17 protein-coding genes are annotated in these 20,193 nt (G+C 38.4%); all 17 read left to right on the plus strand.

Going from position 1 to position 20,193, the window contains the following annotated elements; all coding sequences use genetic code 11:
- Positions 1–6 precede the first annotated feature (6 nt).
- The 17 genes from AC58QO_RS06495 to AC58QO_RS06575 all read left to right on the plus strand — a co-directional run bounded on the left by AC58QO_RS06495 (position 7) and on the right by AC58QO_RS06575 (position 20,176).
- Positions 7–2,295, plus strand: a complete 2,289-nt coding sequence (locus tag AC58QO_RS06495; protein WP_497264489.1) for a glycoside hydrolase family 95 protein — start codon at positions 7–9, stop codon at positions 2,293–2,295.
- Between the two features lie 177 nt (positions 2,296–2,472).
- Positions 2,473–4,368 (plus strand): PrkA family serine protein kinase, encoded by a 1,896-nt coding sequence (locus AC58QO_RS06500; protein WP_056624593.1) that lies wholly within the window; start codon positions 2,473–2,475, stop codon positions 4,366–4,368.
- 150 nt (positions 4,369–4,518) lie between these two features.
- Positions 4,519–4,743 (plus strand): hypothetical protein, encoded by a 225-nt coding sequence (locus AC58QO_RS06505; protein WP_497264490.1) that lies wholly within the window; start codon positions 4,519–4,521, stop codon positions 4,741–4,743.
- Positions 4,712–5,035 (plus strand): hypothetical protein, encoded by a 324-nt coding sequence (locus AC58QO_RS06510; protein WP_497264491.1) that lies wholly within the window; start codon positions 4,712–4,714, stop codon positions 5,033–5,035. Before AC58QO_RS06505 ends, AC58QO_RS06510 begins: the two co-directional genes overlap by 32 nt.
- Before the next feature lie 445 nt (positions 5,036–5,480).
- Positions 5,481–6,251, plus strand: coding sequence for a tyrosine-protein phosphatase (locus AC58QO_RS06515; protein WP_497264492.1), 771 nt, complete (start codon positions 5,481–5,483; stop codon positions 6,249–6,251).
- A gap of 35 nt (positions 6,252–6,286) precedes the next feature.
- Positions 6,287–8,680 (plus strand): S-layer homology domain-containing protein, encoded by a 2,394-nt coding sequence (locus AC58QO_RS06520; RefSeq protein ID WP_497264493.1) that lies wholly within the window; start codon positions 6,287–6,289, stop codon positions 8,678–8,680.
- Between the two features lie 129 nt (positions 8,681–8,809).
- Complete coding sequence (locus tag AC58QO_RS06525; RefSeq protein WP_497264494.1) at positions 8,810–9,568, plus strand: YveK family protein; 759 nt, start codon at positions 8,810–8,812, stop codon at positions 9,566–9,568.
- Positions 9,549–10,238, plus strand: a complete 690-nt coding sequence (locus AC58QO_RS06530; RefSeq protein WP_497264495.1) for a CpsD/CapB family tyrosine-protein kinase — start codon at positions 9,549–9,551, stop codon at positions 10,236–10,238. Before AC58QO_RS06525 ends, AC58QO_RS06530 begins: the two co-directional genes overlap by 20 nt.
- Before the next feature lie 289 nt (positions 10,239–10,527).
- Positions 10,528–11,424 carry a UTP--glucose-1-phosphate uridylyltransferase GalU gene (galU, locus tag AC58QO_RS06535; RefSeq protein ID WP_497264496.1) on the plus strand — a complete coding sequence of 299 codons (897 nt, stop codon included), beginning with the start codon at positions 10,528–10,530 and terminating at the stop codon, positions 11,422–11,424.
- Between the two features lie 11 nt (positions 11,425–11,435).
- Positions 11,436–12,128, plus strand: coding sequence for a sugar transferase (locus AC58QO_RS06540; RefSeq protein WP_497264497.1), 693 nt, complete (start codon positions 11,436–11,438; stop codon positions 12,126–12,128).
- A gap of 24 nt (positions 12,129–12,152) precedes the next feature.
- A complete protein-coding gene (fcl, locus tag AC58QO_RS06545) occupies positions 12,153–13,094 on the plus strand; it encodes a GDP-L-fucose synthase (RefSeq protein ID WP_497264498.1) in 942 nt (313 codons plus the stop codon).
- A gap of 27 nt (positions 13,095–13,121) precedes the next feature.
- The gene (gmd, locus tag AC58QO_RS06550; RefSeq protein ID WP_497264499.1) at positions 13,122–14,090 is read left to right on the plus strand and encodes a GDP-mannose 4,6-dehydratase; all 969 of its coding nucleotides are present in this window, start codon (positions 13,122–13,124) and stop codon (positions 14,088–14,090) included.
- Positions 14,091–14,219: 129 nt separating this feature from the next.
- Positions 14,220–15,188: a glycosyltransferase gene (locus AC58QO_RS06555; RefSeq protein ID WP_497264500.1), complete on the plus strand. Its 969-nt coding sequence runs from the start codon at positions 14,220–14,222 to the stop codon at positions 15,186–15,188.
- Positions 15,181–16,659, plus strand: a complete 1,479-nt coding sequence (locus AC58QO_RS06560) for a flippase (protein WP_497264501.1) — start codon at positions 15,181–15,183, stop codon at positions 16,657–16,659. Before AC58QO_RS06555 ends, AC58QO_RS06560 begins: the two co-directional genes overlap by 8 nt.
- A complete protein-coding gene (locus AC58QO_RS06565; protein ID WP_497264502.1) occupies positions 16,640–17,518 on the plus strand; it encodes an alpha-1,2-fucosyltransferase in 879 nt (292 codons plus the stop codon). Before AC58QO_RS06560 ends, AC58QO_RS06565 begins: the two co-directional genes overlap by 20 nt.
- Before the next feature lie 69 nt (positions 17,519–17,587).
- The gene (locus tag AC58QO_RS06570) at positions 17,588–18,997 is read left to right on the plus strand and encodes a hypothetical protein (protein ID WP_497264503.1); all 1,410 of its coding nucleotides are present in this window, start codon (positions 17,588–17,590) and stop codon (positions 18,995–18,997) included.
- A gap of 42 nt (positions 18,998–19,039) precedes the next feature.
- Positions 19,040–20,176 (plus strand): glycosyltransferase family 4 protein, encoded by a 1,137-nt coding sequence (locus AC58QO_RS06575; protein ID WP_497264504.1) that lies wholly within the window; start codon positions 19,040–19,042, stop codon positions 20,174–20,176.
- Positions 20,177–20,193 lie beyond the last annotated feature (17 nt).

The following is a 20,193-nucleotide window of genomic DNA, read 5'->3' on the forward strand; positions in this document are numbered from 1 at the left end:
GTATTCTTGAACAATCGTGAGAAACTCTGGTATCTGCAGCCTGCTAAGTTGTGGGTGGAGGCGCTTCCGATCGGAAACGGTCGATTAGGTGGAATGATCTTCGGTCATGTACAGGAGGAGCGAATTCAGCTAAATGAAGATTCCATTTGGTACGGAGGTCCTAAGGATGGGATCAACCCCGATGGTTCCCGTCATTTGGAGGAAATTCGGGAGATGCTTTTTGAAGGGAAGGTGGAGGAGGCCACGCGATTAACGCGTATGGCCCTTTTCTCCACGCCTAAATATTATAATCCCTATCAGCCTTTGGGAGACCTGAGGCTTTATTTTCATGGTCAAAAGGGTGAAGTTGAAGGGTATCGGAGAGAACTGGATATCAAGAATGCCGTGGCTCGGACGAGCTATAGGGTAGGCGGAGTTACCTATCATCGTACGATGTATGCCAGCAACCCAGATCAAGTGATCATCCTGCGACTGGAGTGCGATCAGCCTGGGCAGTTGAACTTCTCGGCGAATCTGAACCGCAGACCCTACGAGGGGGAAACCGGCAAGTTATCGGCTGACAGCATCTGGATGAGCGGCGAATGTGGAAAGCACGGTGTCGAATATGCCTGTGTGTTGAAGGCGAAAGCCGACGATGGTTCTGTCACTGTCATTGGCGATTTCCTGTCTGTGGAAGGAGCAAGTTCCGTTACCTTGATGCTTGCTGCAGCAAGCACATTTCGTGAATCTGATCCATTGGCAGCATGCCAGCTGCATATTGCTGCCGCAGATGCTTATCACGCTGATGAACTGGAGAACCGGCATATCCAGGATTATCAAACGTTGTACAACCGGGTAAGTCTGCAATTGACGGAACATGATCCGTTAGACGGTTTGGCAACGGACGAGCGATTGAAGCTGCTGCAAGAATCACAATCCAATGTGGACATTGGCTTGACGGAGCTTTACTTTCATTATGGCCGGTATTTACTTATCGCCAGTTCGCGTCCTGGCTGTTTACCGGCTAATCTTCAGGGCATCTGGAATGACAGCTTTACTCCGCCTTGGGAGTCCAAATACACGATTAATATCAATACGCAAATGAATTATTGGCCAGCAGAGGTATGCGGTTTATCCGAATGCCATGAGCCTTTGTTTGATCATATTGAACGCATGCAAGTGAGCGGCCGGCAAACAGCAAGGGAGTTGTATGGATGCTCCGGCTTTGTTGCACATCACAACACCAACATATGGGGAGAAACACGGCCTGAGGGCTTGTTTCCGACATGTGTCATTTGGCCAATGGGAGCGGCATGGCTGAGCTTACATCTTTGGGAGCAATTCCTGTTTACCGAAGATAAGGAATTCTTGCAGCATAGAGCCTATCCGATCTTGAAGGAAGCCGCGGCTTTTTTCGTTGATTATTTGGTGAAATCGCCGAATGGGCATCTTGTGACAGGTCCTTCTGTCTCACCAGAAAACGTATACGTATTGGCTGACGGAACTAGAGGAGCATTGACCATGGGGCCCTCTATGGATTCGCAGATCATCCATGAGCTTTTCACGGCCTGTATCCAGAGCTGCGATCAGCTGCAGGTGGATGGTGAGCTGCGAGATCAGCTTACAGCGCTGCTAGAACGGCTGCCTAAGCCTCAGATCGGCAGACACGGTCAGATTATGGAATGGTTGGAGGACTATGCGGAGGAGGATCCAGGACATCGTCATATTTCACAGTTGTTTGCCCTGCACCCGGGAACGCAAATAAGCCCGCACCGCACGCCTGAATTGGCTGCTGCCGCTGCCGCGACCCTTCAGCGCAGATTGGAAAATGGAGGCGGGCATACGGGCTGGAGCAGCGCGTGGATCGTTAATATGTACGCGAGACTCGAGGAGGGCGAACAGTCGTATGCGCATCTGAGTCATATGCTGCGGAAATCAACGTATCCCAATCTGTTTGATGCGCATCCCCCTTTTCAAATTGACGGTAATTTCGGAGCCGTGGCTGGTATCGTGGAGATGCTGCTGCAATCGCATGCGGGAGAGTTGAGTTTGCTCCCTGCTCTGCCGTCTGCGTGGTTACAGGGGGCCGTGAGCGGCTTGAGAGGGCGCAATGGATATGTGATTGATCTTAAGTGGTCCGAGGGCAAATTATCGGAAGCGGTGATCTGCGCAGCCAAGTCTGGCTTATGCAGAGTCCGTACACGCGAAGCAGTTCAGGTGCGCTGTGGAGGAGAAGACATCCTAGTGAACAGGGAACATGCGGTTATCGAATTTCGAGTCGAAGCGGGTTGCAAGTATGAGATTTTCAGAAAATAGGGAAGATTGACTTGGAATCCTAGTCATTTCCATTTTCAAAAATCGGTAAGAGAGAATTCCGTTACATTTTAAAATTTCGGGCAAGTTATCCTTCTTGGGTGCATAGGATTGTAGTACACAATTCACCATCACGAGCTGACCTATTGCCAGTAAAGGCAGCAGTGAAAGGAGGTACCCATGGACATATTCAAAAGAATTTCAGAGCATCGTACGGAGAAGGATTCATTGAGCTGGACCGGTACGTTCGCGGAGTACATAGAATTGCTTCGCAGTAATCCTGGACTCGCGAGAACTGCGCATTCAAGGGTCTATGACATGATTGCTTCGCAAGGGATCAACGATCAAGTTGGCCACAAATCTTACAAATTTTTCAACCAAGAGATCTTTGGCCTGGATCGTGCCGTTGAGAAGCTGGTGGAAGAATATTTCCATTCCGCAGCCCGTCGATTGGATGTTCGTAAACGTATTTTGTTGCTAATGGGTCCTGTAAGCGGTGGGAAATCCACAATTGTGACCATGCTGAAACGCGGATTAGAGCAATTTGCCAAAACGGATTTAGGGGCAGTCTATGCGATCAAAGGGTGTCCGATGCACGAAGAGCCGCTTCATTTGATTCCGATGGAGCTGCGACCAGAGATCGAGCGCGAGCTGAATGTGAAAATTGAAGGAAGCCTATGTCCGTCGTGCCAAATGCGTCTGAAAACGGAGTATAACGGTTGTATTGAAGATGTGCATGTGGAGCGTGTTTTTGTCTCAGAAGAAGGTCGTGTCGGGATCGGTACTTTCAGTCCATCTGATCCTAAATCCCAGGATATCGCAGACTTAACGGGAAGTATTGACTTCTCGACGATTACGGAGTTTGGTTCCGAGTCTGATCCGCGTGCGTATCGTTTCGATGGCGAGCTGAACAAGGCGAACAGAGGTATCATGGAGTTCCAGGAAATGCTGAAATGTGACGAGAAATTCCTGTGGAATTTGCTCTCGCTTACCCAAGAAGGCAACTTCAAGGCCGGACGTTTCGCGTTGATTAGTGCGGATGAGCTCATCATTGCCCATACCAATGAGACCGAGTATAAGTCTTTTATCGCCAATAAGAAAAATGAGGCCTTGCAGTCTCGTATGATTGTCATGCCGATCCCTTATAATTTGCGTGTATCCGATGAAGAAAAAATTTACTACAAGCTTATCGGACAGAGTGATATGTCGCACATTCATATTGCGCCGCATGCGCTGCGTGTAGCCGCGATCTTCTCGATCCTTACACGTTTGAAGGAAACGAAGAAGCAAGGTATGGATCTGATCAAAAAAATGCGCATGTACGACGGTGAAGTGGTTGAAGGCTACAAAGAAGCTGATCTGAAGGAAATGCAAAATGAATACCAAGAAGAAGGCATGAGCGGTATCGATCCGCGGTATGTCATCAACCGAATTTCAAGTGCCCTAATCCGTCAGGATCTCCAATGTATCAATGCCTTAGATGTGCTGCGTGCCCTGAAAGACGGTTTGGATCAGCATCCATCCATTACCAAAGATGAGCGTGAGCGCTTCCTCAATTTCATCTCCGTTGCTCGTAAGGAATATGACGATATTGCCAAGAAGGAAGTGCAGAAAGCGTTCGTCTACTCCTTCGAAGAGTCGGCCAGAACAATTTTCGATAACTACTTGGATAACATTGAGGCTTACTGCAACTGGGGGAAAATTAAGGATCCGTTAACCGGCGAGGAGATGGATCCAGACGAGCGCCTCATGCGTTCCATTGAAGAGCAGATTGGCATTTCGGAAAATGCGAAAAAAGCATTCCGCGAAGAAATTTTGATCCGCATCTCTTCCTACTCACGCAAAGGCAGAAGATTCGACTATAGCAGTCACGAGCGGCTACGTGAAGCGATTGAGAAGAAGCTGTTCGCTGATCTGAAGGACATCGTGAAAATTACAACCTCAACGAAAACACCGGATGAGAAGCAGCTGAAGAAAATTAACGATGTGACGAAGCAGTTGATCGATGAGCATGGTTATTGCCCAGTTTGTGCGAACGAATTGCTGCGTTATGTTGGAAGCTTGTTGAACAGATAGGCGAAGACGCTTGAAACCAAAGACCTGAGCGGGTGACGACCCCTTAGGTCTTTTTTACCGTGAATCGGATGCTGATTCGTGCCTAACACGTAATCTATGAATCTCTCATATACTACTTTAGCTTCATATATAAGGGAGGTGTAGAAGAACATGGCAGGGAATTCAATGAAAATAATAGGTGCTTATCTGTTAATGCTAGTATGTTTTCTAGCTATCATCTTGACATGGGAGCTCAAGCTGTTGTCACCTTTGGGGGGGATTTTTATTGGAGGTGTAAGCTTCATTGGGGCGATACTGATGTGGCAGGATGCTGTAGAACCATTGCAAGGAGTTGGCACGGAGAATGTCAAACGAGCCAAAACCGATCGAGGATAAGCAAGAGGATAAAGACAACACCCCCCAGAAGTCGAAGTCTGAGTCCGGGAAGTGGAGTGATTTATTTGGATTCGGTAAAATGATAGACAAACTCCCACTGTATAAACTATCAGCTAGAATGGCGTACTGCATGTTTTTTGATTTGCTTTTATTATTTTTTGTTCTCATTCTTCGTGCTACCAATACCAAAATGAATGAGTTTCCGAACGCCTGGGATTTCAGATTCATCGTGCTGACAACGATCGTTGTTTTCTTCGTGGGCCTATGCGATTTGATGAAATATAGGAAATAGTTGGTAGATTAATAATGTTAAAGAAGCCTCTTCTAAAAAAAAGTTTCATAGAGGCTTCTTGTTTTTTGTTACTTGAAAACTCGAATGTATGGTTAAGTTTACAGAAAATTCAACTATCTATTTAATAGGGGGATAATGTCGAATTTAAAAGGTTTCCTGTAGAAGTATGTCGAAAGAGATGAGTAAATGGGAGATTTTACACTATTTTGGGATATTATTAGTTATTATGCCTTAATTGCACATAAAATTCGGAACTATTACAAAGGTGAAAATTTGATTAAAATTACATAAAATTCGCTGTAATAGTGCTTTAATCCTAGTGCTTAAGGTAGGCAACACATCGTATATATGATACACTTTGAGTAATAGATTCATGCAAATATTGCCATAAATCCTTATTTTGTGTCGAAAAGTTAAGTGTTAGTCTCAGTGATTGGGGTTTCCTATGATTGATATACATAGTCACATACTACCAGATTTGGATGACGGGTCGTCCGATTTGGAGCAATCCGTTCACATGGCAAGGGCAGCCGTGGAACAAGGCATTCATACTATTATTGCTACTCCGCATCATGAAAATGGAAGATTTACAAATGACGCAGACTTTGTTGCTGATCAAGTGAAATTGTTTCAGGAGGAGTTGATGAGTCGGAATATTTCTCTTCATATTCATGCGGGTCAAGAGATTCGCGTTTATCGGGGATTAATTGACGATGTCGAAGCTGGGCGCACTGCCACGTTAGAGGGCTCTCGTTACATGCTGTTGGAATTCCCATCTGACCGAATATCTACGGGTATCCATGATCTTATGCATGAGCTGCAGCTGATGGACATTGTGCCAATCATTGCACATCCTGAGCGTAATCGCGAGATTGTAGAGGATCCTACGAAACTTCTCGAATTGGTACAGCTCGGCGCATTGACCCAAGTAACGGCTCATTCCTTACTAGGTCACTTCGGCAAATCTATTCAATCCTTCTCGTTTGATTTATGTAGGAACCATTTGGCTCATTTTATATCTTCTGATGCGCACAACACGACTAATCGTGGGTTCGCACTCGTCGAAGGGTATGAAGCGTTACGTGCAGAGCTAGGACAACCTATTGTGAGTTCTTTTCAAAACAATGCCAACAGGATCATACATAACCTTCCGATTGTGACGCAATCCCCTGTTTGGGCGAGGCCGAAATGGTTTCAGTTTTGGAAATCCAAATAAAGCAAGATAACTAATTAGAAGAGGTGAATTTTAGCATGACGATGAAAAAGAAATTAACTGTAACGACAATGGCAGCAAGCATTCTGTTTGCATCCATTGCTGGACTTCCATTAAGCGAGCAAGGTCTAGCTAACAAACTGGGTATTACGGCAGGGGTGGCTTCTGCTTCTACGGATACTACCCAGGATAAGTTAGATCGGTTGCGCGCTGAGCTTGCGAGAGATACACAAGGATTTGCGGATGTAAATGCAACAAGAGCGTTTATTGCTAGCGATGCTAGTAATATATCTGCTGATACTATGAAGGTACTTCTTGGAAATGTATGGACGAAAATTACAGATAAATCTGATGTAGAGTTAGGGCCATTATATGCTTTAATTAGCAACTTAGATCCCTTCTCAAACACTTCAGCTGCTGCAATTGATGAATTAATATTAAATCCTACCACTCGCAATGCACTAAATGAATTGTTTACAGATGTTAGTCTTCCGGGGATTGATGATCCAGATGGTTTAAGTAAACAAAGTGTTTCAGAGTTCCAAGCCCTTGTGCTCGATGCCCTGAAACTACAAACTAGCAAAGAAACTTTAGCTGGGAGTGTAGCGACAGCCTTCCTAACAGAAAGCATCGAACCGATCCTTCAAGCGATGGATTCTATTCTGGCTACAAATGTGTTGAACCAAAGTCAAATCATCAGTGAATTCCTTTTAGAGTATGGAATTACACTTAGTGATCTTAATGGGGTTCAAGTGAGAATTGCTGAATATTTGACAGGTATTGATTCGGTCAAAGGAAAACAAGCCGAAGATGCAATTACTGCCAGTGAATCTGCCATTCTGAGATACCTATTAGATGACAAGATTAAATATGTTGCAGTCAATACATCTTCGACATCCATTGAGCCAGGACTAACTGTACTTGGTATTTCAGCTAATAGTCACCTAGTTTGGAGCAAACAAAGTGGAACAGGTGTTAAATTCGAAAACGGTAAACTCGTTCTCGATGGAGCTAACTCCGGTAGTGGCGTAATTCAAGCGCGGGATTCGAAATTTGGTCTTCTACTTTACATTTCAGGTAGTATTTCATTGACAAATGGATCAGGTGGCGGCGGTGGCGGTCCTCTTCCTACACCAGATCCTATCAAAGTAGAACTTAACAATCTTGCTGACCAACTGAAAGACGCTTCTGAAGAAAAGAAAAACGAAATTTTCCAAAAAGCTCAAGAAGCAGTTAAGAATGCTATTCAAGAGCTAGCAACATTAGATCTAAGTGCACTCATTAAGGTAGAAGGCGACACAGCTAAACCGACGCTTAACGTAACAGAGCTTGCCAACAAGATGAAAGAAATTGCTGCGAAAGCAAAAGAACTTAATGACCAATTGAAGAAGTTGAATCCGAATGCAACGGTTGAGAAGATTCAATTAAAACTTGATTTTGGTACTATTTCCTCCAAAACAACGGAAATTCCTTTAGGCAAAGCACTACTTGATGCAGCGATTGCAAATGGTGTTGATACAGTAGCGATTTCAATGAACGGTCTTACGTTAGGTGTAAGTCCATCCGAGTTCAGTGCAGATACAACGCTTAAGGTGACGAGTCAAGATTCGAAAGTAGCAACAAACGCAACACAGCTGCCTGTGGCTGCAGGTGTATATGAATTTGAATTCACATCAGGTGGAAGCCATATTAGCAACTTTAAAACACCTGTTGAAGTGACGATTCCAGTTCCTAATGGCAGCAAATATGATACTGAGTTGTTATCCCTTGCCAAAATCGTAGATGGTAAATTGGAATTCTATGGTGGTACCTATGAGGATGGGGTTCTGAATGCCCAACGTACTGGTTTCTCAACCTATACCGTCGTAGAAAATAATGTATCTTTCGGAGATACAGCGTCAGTTAAAGCATGGGCTGGCAGACAAATTCAAGTAGCCGCAGCAAAAGGGATCTTAGAAGGTCGTGCTGACAAAGCTTTCGAACCAAATGGCCTTGTAACGCGTGCTGAATTTGCGAAAATGATCGTAAAAACGTTCTCCCTAGAAAGCGTAACAGCAACCGAGAGCTTCACAGATGTCAATGATTCTGACTGGTTCAAAGTCTATGTCGCTTCAGCAGTTAAGAATGGCATTGTGAATGGGAAAGAAGCTGGTAAGTTCGATCCAAATGGCAATATTACACGTGCTGAAATGGCAGTGATGTCATCCAGAGCGCTAGCACTTAAGGGGATTTCCTTAAGCCCAGCGAAGGTTGAAGAAGCACTTAAAGGCTTCACTGACGTTAGTGCGATCAACGCATCGTTGAAAGATGGCGTTGCACTTGCAGCAAGTGAAGGGATTGTAATCGGTGAAGAAGGCAATGTATTTAATCCAAATGCCAACTCTACTCGTGCCCAAGCTGCGGTTGTTATCTATCGTTTGTTGAATAAATAGTAAACCGTATATATCAGGGGGAATCCTAATCTCTATCGGATAGAGAGGGATTCCTTATCTTTTCTAAGCAAAATAGCGGAGAAATCATACCAAGACGAGACATGGCATCATGTAGACGGAGGGAATGGCATGGAACTGGATTTAAAGGATTACTTGAAAATAATACGAAAAAGGGTGTGGATGATACTCTCAATTGTTGTACTAGCGACAGTCACAACAGGTATTATCAGTTATTTCTTTATGCAGCCGATCTATCAAGCTTCAACAAAGTTAATTGTTAATAAGTCAAGTGATCAAGTGGGTTTATCCCAAGTTGATATCAATACAGTCAATTTAAACATCAGACTCATTGACACCTATAAAGAAATTATTAGAACGCCAAGAATTATGGATAAGGTCGTTGCCGAGTACCCACATTTGAACATTAGTGCCGAGCAGCTAGTCAATACAGTCAAAGTTAGTTCGGTTAACAATACACAAGTAATGACCCTTATTGTTGAAGATCCTTCATACACGCGAGCAGCGAGCATTGCCAATGCGGTGTCGATCGTATTTCAAGATGAAATTCCTAAGATTATGAAAGTTGATAATATTTCTTTACTGAATGAGGCCAAAGACATTGAACAACCGGTGCCAGTAAAGCCAAATAAAAAGTTAAATGTGGCTATCAGCTTCGTTGTATCGCTCATGATCGCATTAGGTATTGCCTTCTTGTTGGAGTATTTAAACGACCAACTTACGACGGAGGAAGAAGTCGAACAATACCTAGGACTGCCAACCTTAGCCATGATAACGAAGATGAAACCAGAAGATTTTCAGAATAATCATAGCAAACAAACCAATGAGCAAAGAGTGGGGGGACGATCAGATGTCAAACTCAACCAATAAAAGGCCCATCATTACCCATCAGAATCCCAAATCGCCAATTTCTGAAGCCTATAGAGCACTAAGAACAAACATTCAATTCTCTTCAATCGATGAAGAATTGAGAGTTATTATGGTGACTTCCGCAGGACCAGGGGAAGGCAAATCAACTACGTTGATTAATCTAGCTGTAGCATACGCCCAATCAGATAAGAAAGTATTAGTCATCGATGGGGATCTCAGAAAACCAACCATGCACCATACCTTACGTGTATCTAATCGTTGGGGACTTACTAATTTGTTAACGAATCAGTTGACAATTCCTGAGGTACTTCAAGACACATTTATACCTAATTTACAGGTCATAACTTCGGGACCTATCCCACCAAATCCATCAGAAATTCTTGCTTCTAAAAAGATGCTAACAACTATAGATGAATTAAAGCAACGTTTTGATGTCATTCTTATCGATGCTCCGCCTGCCATTGCCGTAACCGATTCGCAGATCATCGCTTCTCGCACAGATGGCGTAATCTTGGTCGTCAATTCTGAAAAAACGAAGAGAGATGCGGTGCTTAAAGCGAAGCAAAATCTCGATAACGTACGAGCGAGAATACTAGGGGTTATTCTTAACAATGTGGATCGTAAGAGCAAAGATGCTTACTACTACTATTATTATGGTGAAAGTCAATAAAGGACAGGTAAGTTCATATTACAATTTCGGAGAAATTTATTGCGTATTAAGGTAATGTCTACTATTCCTTTATCAATGTAGATACTCGGTCATGCTGTGGGCGTAAGGCGCCTTAGATGTGTATCATCAATGGTGTGATGTGAGGTGGGGTTAAATGCCCCATATTTTTATTAAAAGAACGAGTCATGCTGTTTTTTTGATAAAACGGTATGACTGGTTTTTTTAAAAGAAACTTTTAAAAAAATAAGGATTGTTGTATAGAAATTACAGAGGAGATACAGGAGAAACTATGGAGAAGAAAATCAGAAAAGCAATTATTCCAGCTGCTGGCCTAGGCACTCGATTTCTGCCTGCAACAAAAGCAATGCCCAAAGAAATGCTTCCAATCGTGGATAAACCAACTATTCAGTATATTGTTGAAGAAGCCATTGAATCCGGTATTGAGGATATCATTATCGTGACAGGAAAAGGGAAAAGGGCGATTGAGGATCATTTCGATAGCGCTTTTGAGCTAGAGTACAATTTGATGGAAAAAGGGAAACATGAGCTTCTGCAAGAGATCCTTAAGCCAGCTAAAGTGGATATCCATTTCATTAGGCAAAAAGAGGCAAAAGGGTTGGGACATGCGGTATGGTGCGCTCGACGATTTATTGGTAACGAGCCTTTCGCTGTTTTACTTGGAGATGATATCGTAAGTGCTGAAACACCGTGTTTGAAGCAACTGATGAATCAATTTGAATTGACCCAATCATCGGTAATTGGTGTGCAACCAGTAAGCGATCAAGACACGAAACGATATGGGATTGTTGATCCAATTAGTAAGAATGGGGACTTGTATAAGGTCCGAAGCTTTGTAGAAAAGCCGTCTCTTGGCACAGCACCATCAAATCTAGCCATTATGGGACGCTATATTCTAACACCTGAGATATTTGATTTTCTTGAACTTCAGGAAACAGGTGCAGGTGGAGAAATCCAATTAACAGATGCGATTTCTCGATTAAACGAAATTCAAGATGTCTTTGCCTTTCAATTCGATGGGAAACGTTATGATGTGGGAGAAAAGCTTGGTTTTATTCTAACATCAGTTGATTTCGCATTGAAGAATGATGAACTTCGAATTCCTTTGCTTCATGCCTTACAAGATGTTCTAGAGAGAGAGAAACGTTCACAATTCACATATGGCTAGGAGGCAAGCAGATGCGGAATATCTCCACTGAGACGCCGTTATTAGAGACAGAAAAGTACTATCCCAGTAGGAAAGTAAAGGCAGCTTACAAGAGCAAAGCATCGTATTTAGTTATCAAAAGAGTAGTGGATTTCTTGGGAGCACTTGTTGGTATAGTCCTCTGCTTGCCTGTATTTCTAATCTTGGCTATTTTGATAAAGCTTGAAGATCCAAAGGGAGCCGTATTCTTCTATCAACTGCGCGTTGGTAAAGATGAGAAGCAGTTTAAAATGTACAAATTCAGATCGATGGTCTCAAATGCTGAAGAGTTGTTGGAAAGTTTACTGGATAAAAATGAAATCGAAGGTCACATGTTTAAATTGAAAGAAGATCCTCGAATCACAAGAATAGGTAAATTTATTCGGAAAACAAGCATGGACGAACTTCCTCAGCTATGGAATGTGTTGAAAGGTGAAATGAGCTTAGTTGGCCCAAGACCGCCATTACTAAGAGAAGTTGAGCAATATAGCGACTATCATAAGCAACGATTACACGTAGTTCCTGGGTGCACGGGTTTGTGGCAAATAAGTGGTAGGAACAATGTAAGCTTCGAAAAAATGGTAGAGCTAGATTTGCAATACATAAAAAACAGAAGTATTGCCATGGATTTGAAAATCATTTTGAAAACTAGTAAGGTGCTTTTGGGATCGAAAGATGCCTATTAAATCACATAGAAATAGAGGTGTTCCGTGGAACTTGGAGCTAAAATATATGTTGCAGGGCATAGAGGATTAGTAGGATCTGCTATTTTGAGAGAATTACAAGCTAAAGGCTATACAAATTTAGTCTATCGCACGAGTGCAGAATTAGATTTGAAGAAATTCGATGATGTTGTAACATTTTTTACTGTAGAAAAGATTGACTATGTATTCATGGCTGCCGCCAAAGTTGGTGGCATTGTGGCTAATAATGAGTATCCAGCTGATTTTATCCGAGATAATTTACTTATTCAGACCAATGTTATTGATGCAGCCTATAAGTCAGGCGTTACTAAGTTATTATTCCTTGGTTCCACTTGTATTTATCCGAAGCTTGCACCTCAACCACTTAAAGAAGAATATTTATTAACAGGTGAACTTGAGGCTACGAACGAACCTTATGCCATAGCGAAAATTGCTGGCATTAAGATGTGTCAATCTTATAATCGCCAATATGGTACAAGATATATTTCCGTGATGCCTACCAACTTGTATGGACCTAATGATAACTTTGATTTGGAGACATCACATGTTTTACCAGCACTAATGCGTAAAATTTATGAAGCTAAAATGAATCAGGCACCACAGGTTGAAATCTGGGGGACGGGTACGCCGAAGCGGGAATTTCTCCATGCGGATGATTTGGCCAATGCTTGCTTGTACTTAATGGATAACTACGAGAGCAATGACATTATTAATGTCGGTGTTGGTGAAGATATCTCTATTAAAGAATTGGCTGAGATGATTAAGAAAGTTGTTGGCTATGATGGGGAGTTAGTATTTAACACATCCAAACCGGATGGTACTCCTAGGAAGCTTGTTGATGTAACGAAAATTTCAAACTTAGGTTGGAAAGCAAAGATCGAACTCGAAGAAGGAATCCGTTCGGCTTACCAATGGTTTATTGATAATCACATCGTAGCTACGAAATAGATGAATGTTCAAGTGGAGGAATTGACAATGAAAACAGCATTAATTACAGGTGTAACTGGACAAGATGGTTCCTATCTAGCAGAGTTTCTATTAGAAAAAGGATACAAAGTGTATGGCCTTCGTCGACGTACGAGCACACCGAATTACGAGAATGTCCAACATATTAAAGATCGCATCGAATGGCTGTCTGGTGATTTAACAGACTTAGCCTCATTAATAGAAGCAGTAAGAACATCGCAACCAGATGAAGTTTATAATCTAGCAGCTCAATCTTATGTAGCCGCATCATGGCCGCAGCCTTTGGCTACGGGGCATATGACAGCATTAAGCGTAACGAATATGCTAGAGGCTGTTCGCATCATGAAGCCCGATGCCAAATTCTATCAAGCATCGAGCAGTGAAATGTTTGGGAAAGTTGTGGAAACACCACAGAAAGAGACGACGCCATTCTACCCTCGCAGTCCATATGGGGTAGCGAAACTGTATGGACATTGGATTACGGTGAACTATCGCGAGAGCTTTAATATGTTTGCATGCTCAGGCATACTCTTCAATCACGAATCGCCACGCCGCGGGATTGAGTTCGTAACTCGCAAAGTAACTGACGCTGTGGCTAGAATTAAACTTGGCTTACAAAGCGAGCTTAGAATGGGCAACCTAGATTCCCTTCGGGATTGGGGTTTCGCTGGAGACTATGTAAAAGCCATGTGGTTGATGCTACAGCAGGAAGAACCAGATGACTTTGTAATTTCCACTGGAGAAATGCATACAGTGAAGGAACTGTTGGAGGTAGCCTTCTCGTATGTAGGATTGCATTATGAGGATTATGTAGTGATTGATCAGGCTTTTGTTAGACCAGCTGAGGTTGATCTGCTGCTCGGGGATTGCACGAAAGCGAAAGAGAAGTTAGACTGGGAGCTTGAGGTTGGATTCGAGGAATTGATTCATATGATGGTGGATTCGGATTTGAAACGGGTAAATAAAGAGATGAAGTAATTCATTAATAGTGCATTAACAAAAGATAAGAAGAGAATAAAGAAGTTTTCCTTTGTAAGGGAACACATAAATGAGTATTTAAAACTATTGCTTTTTCAATTTACTTGGAAATTGTAAGGGGGTTAGATAATGGATTTGACAATCGTGTTAACAGTGTATAATGTCGAACCTTACTTAAGGGAATGCTTAGATTCAATATTCGGAAAAGTCTTAGTTAATTTTGAATTAGTTGCTGTCAACGATGGTTCAACGGATAATAGTTTGCAAATATTAGAGGAATACAAATCAAGAAATAAAAATATGAAAGTAATAGATCAAGAAAACCAAGGACCAAGTACTTCAAGAAATATTGGTTTGGAAAACTCAATAGGGGAGTATATATTTTTTTTTGATTCTGATGATATATTGGCAGAAGATATAAAATTCGTTAATTCTATATCTCAACTGAGGGATGTTGATATATTAACTTTTGATGCTCAAATCTTTAAAGAAGATATTTCTAATGGTCTTCAAAGTGATAGGGACTATATAGAAAAAAAGATAAAAGGTAGGCCCGGAAAGGTTATTAATGGTATTCGAACATTTTGTTATCAAGGTAATGAATACTTAGAAATAATAAAAAGAAGAAATTATTTTTCACCTGTTGTATGGCGAAGAATTTATAAAAAGAAGTTCTTAATAGATAATAGTTTAGTATTCTATCCTGGCTTGATCCATGCTGAAGATGATCTTCATTTTTTTCAAACATTATTTTTGAACCCGAAGATTATGCATTTTGAAAAAAATGTTGTTTTTCATAGAATTAGAAAAACATCAATTATGGGAGCTTTAAATAAAAAAAACAGCTATCATAGTTTAAATAAAATATTTCCTGAATTACTGAAAATCAGGAAGCTGAACTTAAATAGTAGTTTAGATCAAAAAGAAATTTTTGATTGGATTATTAATATTTACATTAGAAGAATACATACACAAAAACCTGATTTAAGTTCTATTTTTAGTTTACGGAGAACTTTAATGGGAAATGAAGTAAAGATAGAGTTGAAGACAGTTGTGAAAATATTAGTTAACCTCGTGAGGAATGTTAGTATTGGATAAAACAGTTAAAAACATTATTTATGTAGCAGGTCAGCAATTTATTAATACAATCTTGCCTTTTCTAACCATACCTTATATAGCAAGAGTTTTAGGGGTTGAACAAAATGGTGTCAATTCTTATTCTCTTACAATAGTAAATTTGTTCGTTGTAATATTCTCATTAGGTTTCTCTGTTTATGGGGCGAATGCAATCGCCCAATCTAAAGGGAAATCTCAAAATACCACATTTATAGAGATAATCATCTTACAAGTCTTATTTTTATTAATTGGACTATTCTTATATATAATTTTTATTCTGCAATATTCAACAGGCTATAGTGTAACGATTTTTTTTCTACAGGGTTTGAATATTATTGTTAGCTTATTCGACGTCAGTTGGTATTATCAAGGAAAGGGGGACTTTAAAAAAATTGTAAGTAGAAATATTATTGCTAAGTTGATCGGAACATCAAGTGTATTTTTATTTGTGAGAAACCCTGAGGATTTATGGGTGTATTTAATTTTAATGAATGGTAGTCAATTATTAGGGAATTTTATTCTGTTTGCAAATACTATATCCTTATTAAAATATATAAAATTAATTAATAAAGGAAGGCTAAGATCACATTTTAAAGCAGCATTCTTACTGTTTTTACCGAATATTACAGTTTTAATTTTTTCAAGCTTTGATAAAGTTCTGTTGGGGCAAATGGGTGATATTACTGGATTATCTAATTATCAACAGGTGCAAAGACTCATTATATTTTTGTATTCTGTTCTAATGATTCCTTCAGCTGTCTTAATACAAAAAATAGCTTTATTACGTTCATCATCTAAACATAAGCAGGCTGAATCTATTATTCGTAATGGGTTTAACATATATATAATTCTAGGCTGTTTTTTTGTTTTCGCAATATTATTGTCCTCAAAAGAAATTATAAAATTGTTTTTAGGTGAAGAGTACGATGGAGCAATATTGTTGTTTTCAATATTAAGTCCAATCTTAATAACCAAAATTATCGGTGGAGTAATTGGCGGATGGTATTTGGTGCCATTAGGTAGAAATAAACTTCATTCATATCCCCTAGTAATTGGAGCACTTTTTAGTGTTTTATTAAATAGTTTAATAACACCATCTTTTGGTGTGAGTGCTGCCGCTATTATTTGGGTTATTACAGAACTAATAGTATTATCTATACAATTTTATTATTCACGTGAAATTATTAGATTATTTTGTAAAGAGAACTTTACAATAATTATAATTATTTTCATTTCATTTACTATCTCGAAATTATCTGTTTTAAATTTTGGGATTAATAAAAATATTCTTTTAGAATTTATAGTTGAAATAGTTATGTATGTTTTATTTATTTTAAGTATGTTATGTGCTTTTAAATCAACAAGAAAATTTTTAAGTGACCTTATTAATCTATTTAGTAGATACTTAAATAATAATTATAAGGAGAAAATAAGTGAAAATAGTACAAATTAGTAGCGGATTAGGAAATCAAATGTTTCAGTATGCTCTTTATATGAAATTATTATTAGATGATGAAGAAGTATATTTAGATACAAGAACAAATTATGAGATGTTTAAAAATCAGCATAATGGATATGAGTTGGAAAATGTTTTTAATATTACACCAAAGCATGCCAGTGAGGTAATGATAAATAGATATTCAGATTTAGAAGTTAATTTACGGTCACGTATTCGAAGAAAGATATTTGGTAGTAAAAACAGTATGTATAACGAAGAAAAAGAATTTGTATTTGATCAAAATATCTTCCATAAACAAAAAAAATATATAAAAGGATACTGGCAAAATTACAATTATTTTAAAGATATTGAATCTAATTTAAAAAAGGAATTTACCTTCCGGGAACCTTTAGATAAATCGAATGAAGAATTAATTAATAAAATAAAAAATGAAAACTCGGTTTCAATTCATGTAAGACGCGGGGATTATTACCAAAATGAAAAGTTTGAAAAAAAATTCGGGAATATTGCAAATTTACAGTATTATTCAAAATCAATCGAATTCATAAAACAGAAGGTATTAAATCCTAAATTTTATGTTTTTTCAGATGATATTATTTGGGCTCAAAAAAACCTGGGGCTTTCAGACAGCAACACCTGCTATATTAACCACAATAGAAACAATAATAGTTATAAAGACATGTGGCTTATGAACTCATGTAAACACAACATTATTGCCAATAGTTCATTTAGTTGGTGGGGAGCTTATCTTAATGAGAATATAGATAAAGTTGTTATTGCACCACGAAAATGGATTAATATAAAGGGATTAGAAGAAGTGGAACTGTTTCCAGCATATTGGATATTATTATAACAATTTTTACAATAAATAAATGCATTTATTGATTATTTTAGATATTTTTTTGTTGCTCGGGGGAATGAAATGAATCACCTTAAAAATGGATCAATTGTAAAAAAAAGTAAAGTAAAATCATTATTTATAGCACTGACTGTCGCTACAGCACTAATTATTTTGGCATATTCATTCACTGATAATTTTATGGTCTTTCTTTCTTTTTTTTCGATTATTTTTCCAATATGTACCATGATCTATATGTTACACGGTTTCAAATATTTATTTTTTGAAGTGAGTTTCATTGTTTTCTCAATATTATTCTTTATAATTGCTCCATTATCTCAAATTAGATATGAAAGATTACCTAATACTTTTTTGATCAGTTCAGAAAGTATTATTTCAACAAATTTGCTTTTAGCAGTATTTTGCTCCTCATATTTATTTTTTCGGTTTACGAAGGTAGCAAAAAAAATTAACATGTCTATTGAAACGGAAAAACCTTTTCTAGAAAATCCAAAGTCTACTATGTTTGTAATATCTATTTTTGCAATAATTATTATAATGCTAAAATTTGATTTAATCATTAGAGGTATTATCTATAGAGAGGCATTATTTGATAATGTATCTTCTCAAGTAGCATTAATTTATAGCAAATACGTCTTTTTGTTGCCTCTTTTTTTGTTTTCTTTTACATTAATGAAATTTAAAGAAAATAAAAAACTGAAATATGCAGTGTTATTAATACCATTCTTGTTACTAATTTTTCTTGTGAAAAATCCATTTTTAGAAAAAAGAAACGCCATTGGACCTATTTATTTGTCAATAATGTGTTTTACTTTCACTAAAAGGTTCACTAATAACAAGTTGTTGATTACTTTGTTTATTACTCTGATTTTTCTTTTTCCAATTTCTAGTGTTATTACCCACAAAGCAATTGGAATTGATGATTTACTAGCCAGTAAAGAGAGTGTAACACAGTACATTGAAGAAATAGACTATTTCAAGGAATTTACAGATCTGGATTACGATGCGTGGGCAAATTTTGCTGCAACTATAGAATACGTTAAACTAAATGGAATTACATACGGAAACCAACTGGCTGGATCATTACTATTTTTTATTCCAAGGGAAATATGGGAAGATAAGCCTATAACAACAGGGCAATTAATAGGAAATTACCTAATGTCTAATTATTCAATGTGGTTTAATAATCTTTCAAACCCACTACCATCTGAAGGATATATTAATTTTGGATTGTTAGGAATAGTATTTTTTGCTTATATATTATCTTTATTTGGAAAAAAAGTTTGCGTTTTCTTTATTAAAGGGGGATATTACACTTTTCTTGGTTATTACCTTACTTTCTATTTAATTTTTTTACTAAGAGGTGATTTAATGAATGGAATTGCTTATGGTGTAGGAGCGATTCTAGCATTATATTTTACTCCCAAAATTATAGATAAATTTCTAAATCTTAAAAAAAATAGTCTTTTTTAGATTAGAAAAGGACTAATATTTGAAGAGGTGATTAAATTCAGCATGAAAGTACTTTTCATAACTAACATTCCAGCCCCGTACAGAGTTGATTTTTTCAACAAATTAGGGTTTTTTTGTGATCTTACAGTTTGGTTTCAAGCTGAAAATGAATCCAATCGAAAATGGAAATTTGAAGGGCTTGGAGAAAGATTTAAATATAAATTTCTAAAAGGACGGACATTTGGACTTGATAAGCATATCAATGTTTCAATTCTAAGTGAATTGAATAAAGAGCTATTTGATGTATATGTATTGGGAGGTTATAGCTCGCCTACTGAAATAATGGCCATACACTGGCTTAAGTATCATAATATTCCATTCATACTGAATTCGGATGGTGGCTTTCCTGCAAAGGAATCGTTAATTAAAAAATGGTTTAAGACATATCTAATTTCATCGGCAACGATGTGGTTATCTTCAGGAAAGAATTGTTCGGAGTATTTAAGCTATTATGGTGCGGAAAAGGAAGCTATTAGTGAATATCCATTTAGTTCAGTCCAATTTAATGAAGAGGAATTAACTCCATTAACACGAGAAAAAAAAGATATTATTAAAATTGCGCATGGCTTAAATGACATTGTAGTGCTAACTATCGGACAATTTATTCATCGCAAAGGGTTTGATGTCCTCATACATGCATTTAGTAAGTTGAAAGATTGTAATGCCAGCCTGCTAATAATTGGTGGTGGAGAGAAGGAAGAAGAATATAGGGAATTGATTAAATCGTTAGAATTATCTAATGTTACTATTTTAGATTTTATGCATAAAGATAAATTAATCGAATATTTCAAGGTAGCAGATTTTTTTGTATTGCCTAGTAGGTATGATATATGGGGCTTAGTATTAAATGAGGCTCTATGGTTTGGTTTACCCATCATTTCGACATATACAACTGGAGCTGCACACGATTTAATTACAGAAGATGAAAATGGATATATAGTTAACAGTGATCATCCAGAAGAACTATATGAGAAATTAAATGAATTAATTAAAAATGAGAGTTTAAGACAAAAATATTCGAATAGTAGCTTTCGGATTGCTCAACAATACAAAATTGAAAATATGGCACTAAGGCACTATGAAATCTTTAATCAATTTTTAACAATAAGGACCTTACATAAAAGCTTAATATACAAGTAATATGATTTACGAAGGAG

The organism is Paenibacillus sp. J31R30 (genome assembly GCF_059692115.1).

Coding starts and splice junctions, on each gene's coding strand:
- AC58QO_RS06500 (WP_056624593.1), top strand. CDS start 2,473: ATGGACATATTCAAAAGAATTTCAGAGCATCGTACGGAGAAGGATTCA.
- AC58QO_RS06505 (WP_497264490.1), top strand. CDS start 4,519: ATGGCAGGGAATTCAATGAAAATAATAGGTGCTTATCTGTTAATGCTA.
- AC58QO_RS06510 (WP_497264491.1), top strand. CDS start 4,712: ATGTCAAACGAGCCAAAACCGATCGAGGATAAGCAAGAGGATAAAGAC.
- AC58QO_RS06515 (WP_497264492.1), top strand. CDS start 5,481: ATGATTGATATACATAGTCACATACTACCAGATTTGGATGACGGGTCG.
- AC58QO_RS06520 (WP_497264493.1), top strand. CDS start 6,287: ATGACGATGAAAAAGAAATTAACTGTAACGACAATGGCAGCAAGCATT.
- AC58QO_RS06525 (WP_497264494.1), top strand. CDS start 8,810: ATGGAACTGGATTTAAAGGATTACTTGAAAATAATACGAAAAAGGGTG.
- AC58QO_RS06530 (WP_497264495.1), top strand. CDS start 9,549: ATGTCAAACTCAACCAATAAAAGGCCCATCATTACCCATCAGAATCCC.
- galU (WP_497264496.1), top strand. CDS start 10,528: ATGGAGAAGAAAATCAGAAAAGCAATTATTCCAGCTGCTGGCCTAGGC.
- AC58QO_RS06540 (WP_497264497.1), top strand. CDS start 11,436: ATGCGGAATATCTCCACTGAGACGCCGTTATTAGAGACAGAAAAGTAC.
- gmd (WP_497264499.1), top strand. CDS start 13,122: ATGAAAACAGCATTAATTACAGGTGTAACTGGACAAGATGGTTCCTAT.
- AC58QO_RS06555 (WP_497264500.1), top strand. CDS start 14,220: ATGGATTTGACAATCGTGTTAACAGTGTATAATGTCGAACCTTACTTA.
- AC58QO_RS06570 (WP_497264503.1), top strand. CDS start 17,588: ATGAATCACCTTAAAAATGGATCAATTGTAAAAAAAAGTAAAGTAAAA.
- AC58QO_RS06575 (WP_497264504.1), top strand. CDS start 19,040: ATGAAAGTACTTTTCATAACTAACATTCCAGCCCCGTACAGAGTTGAT.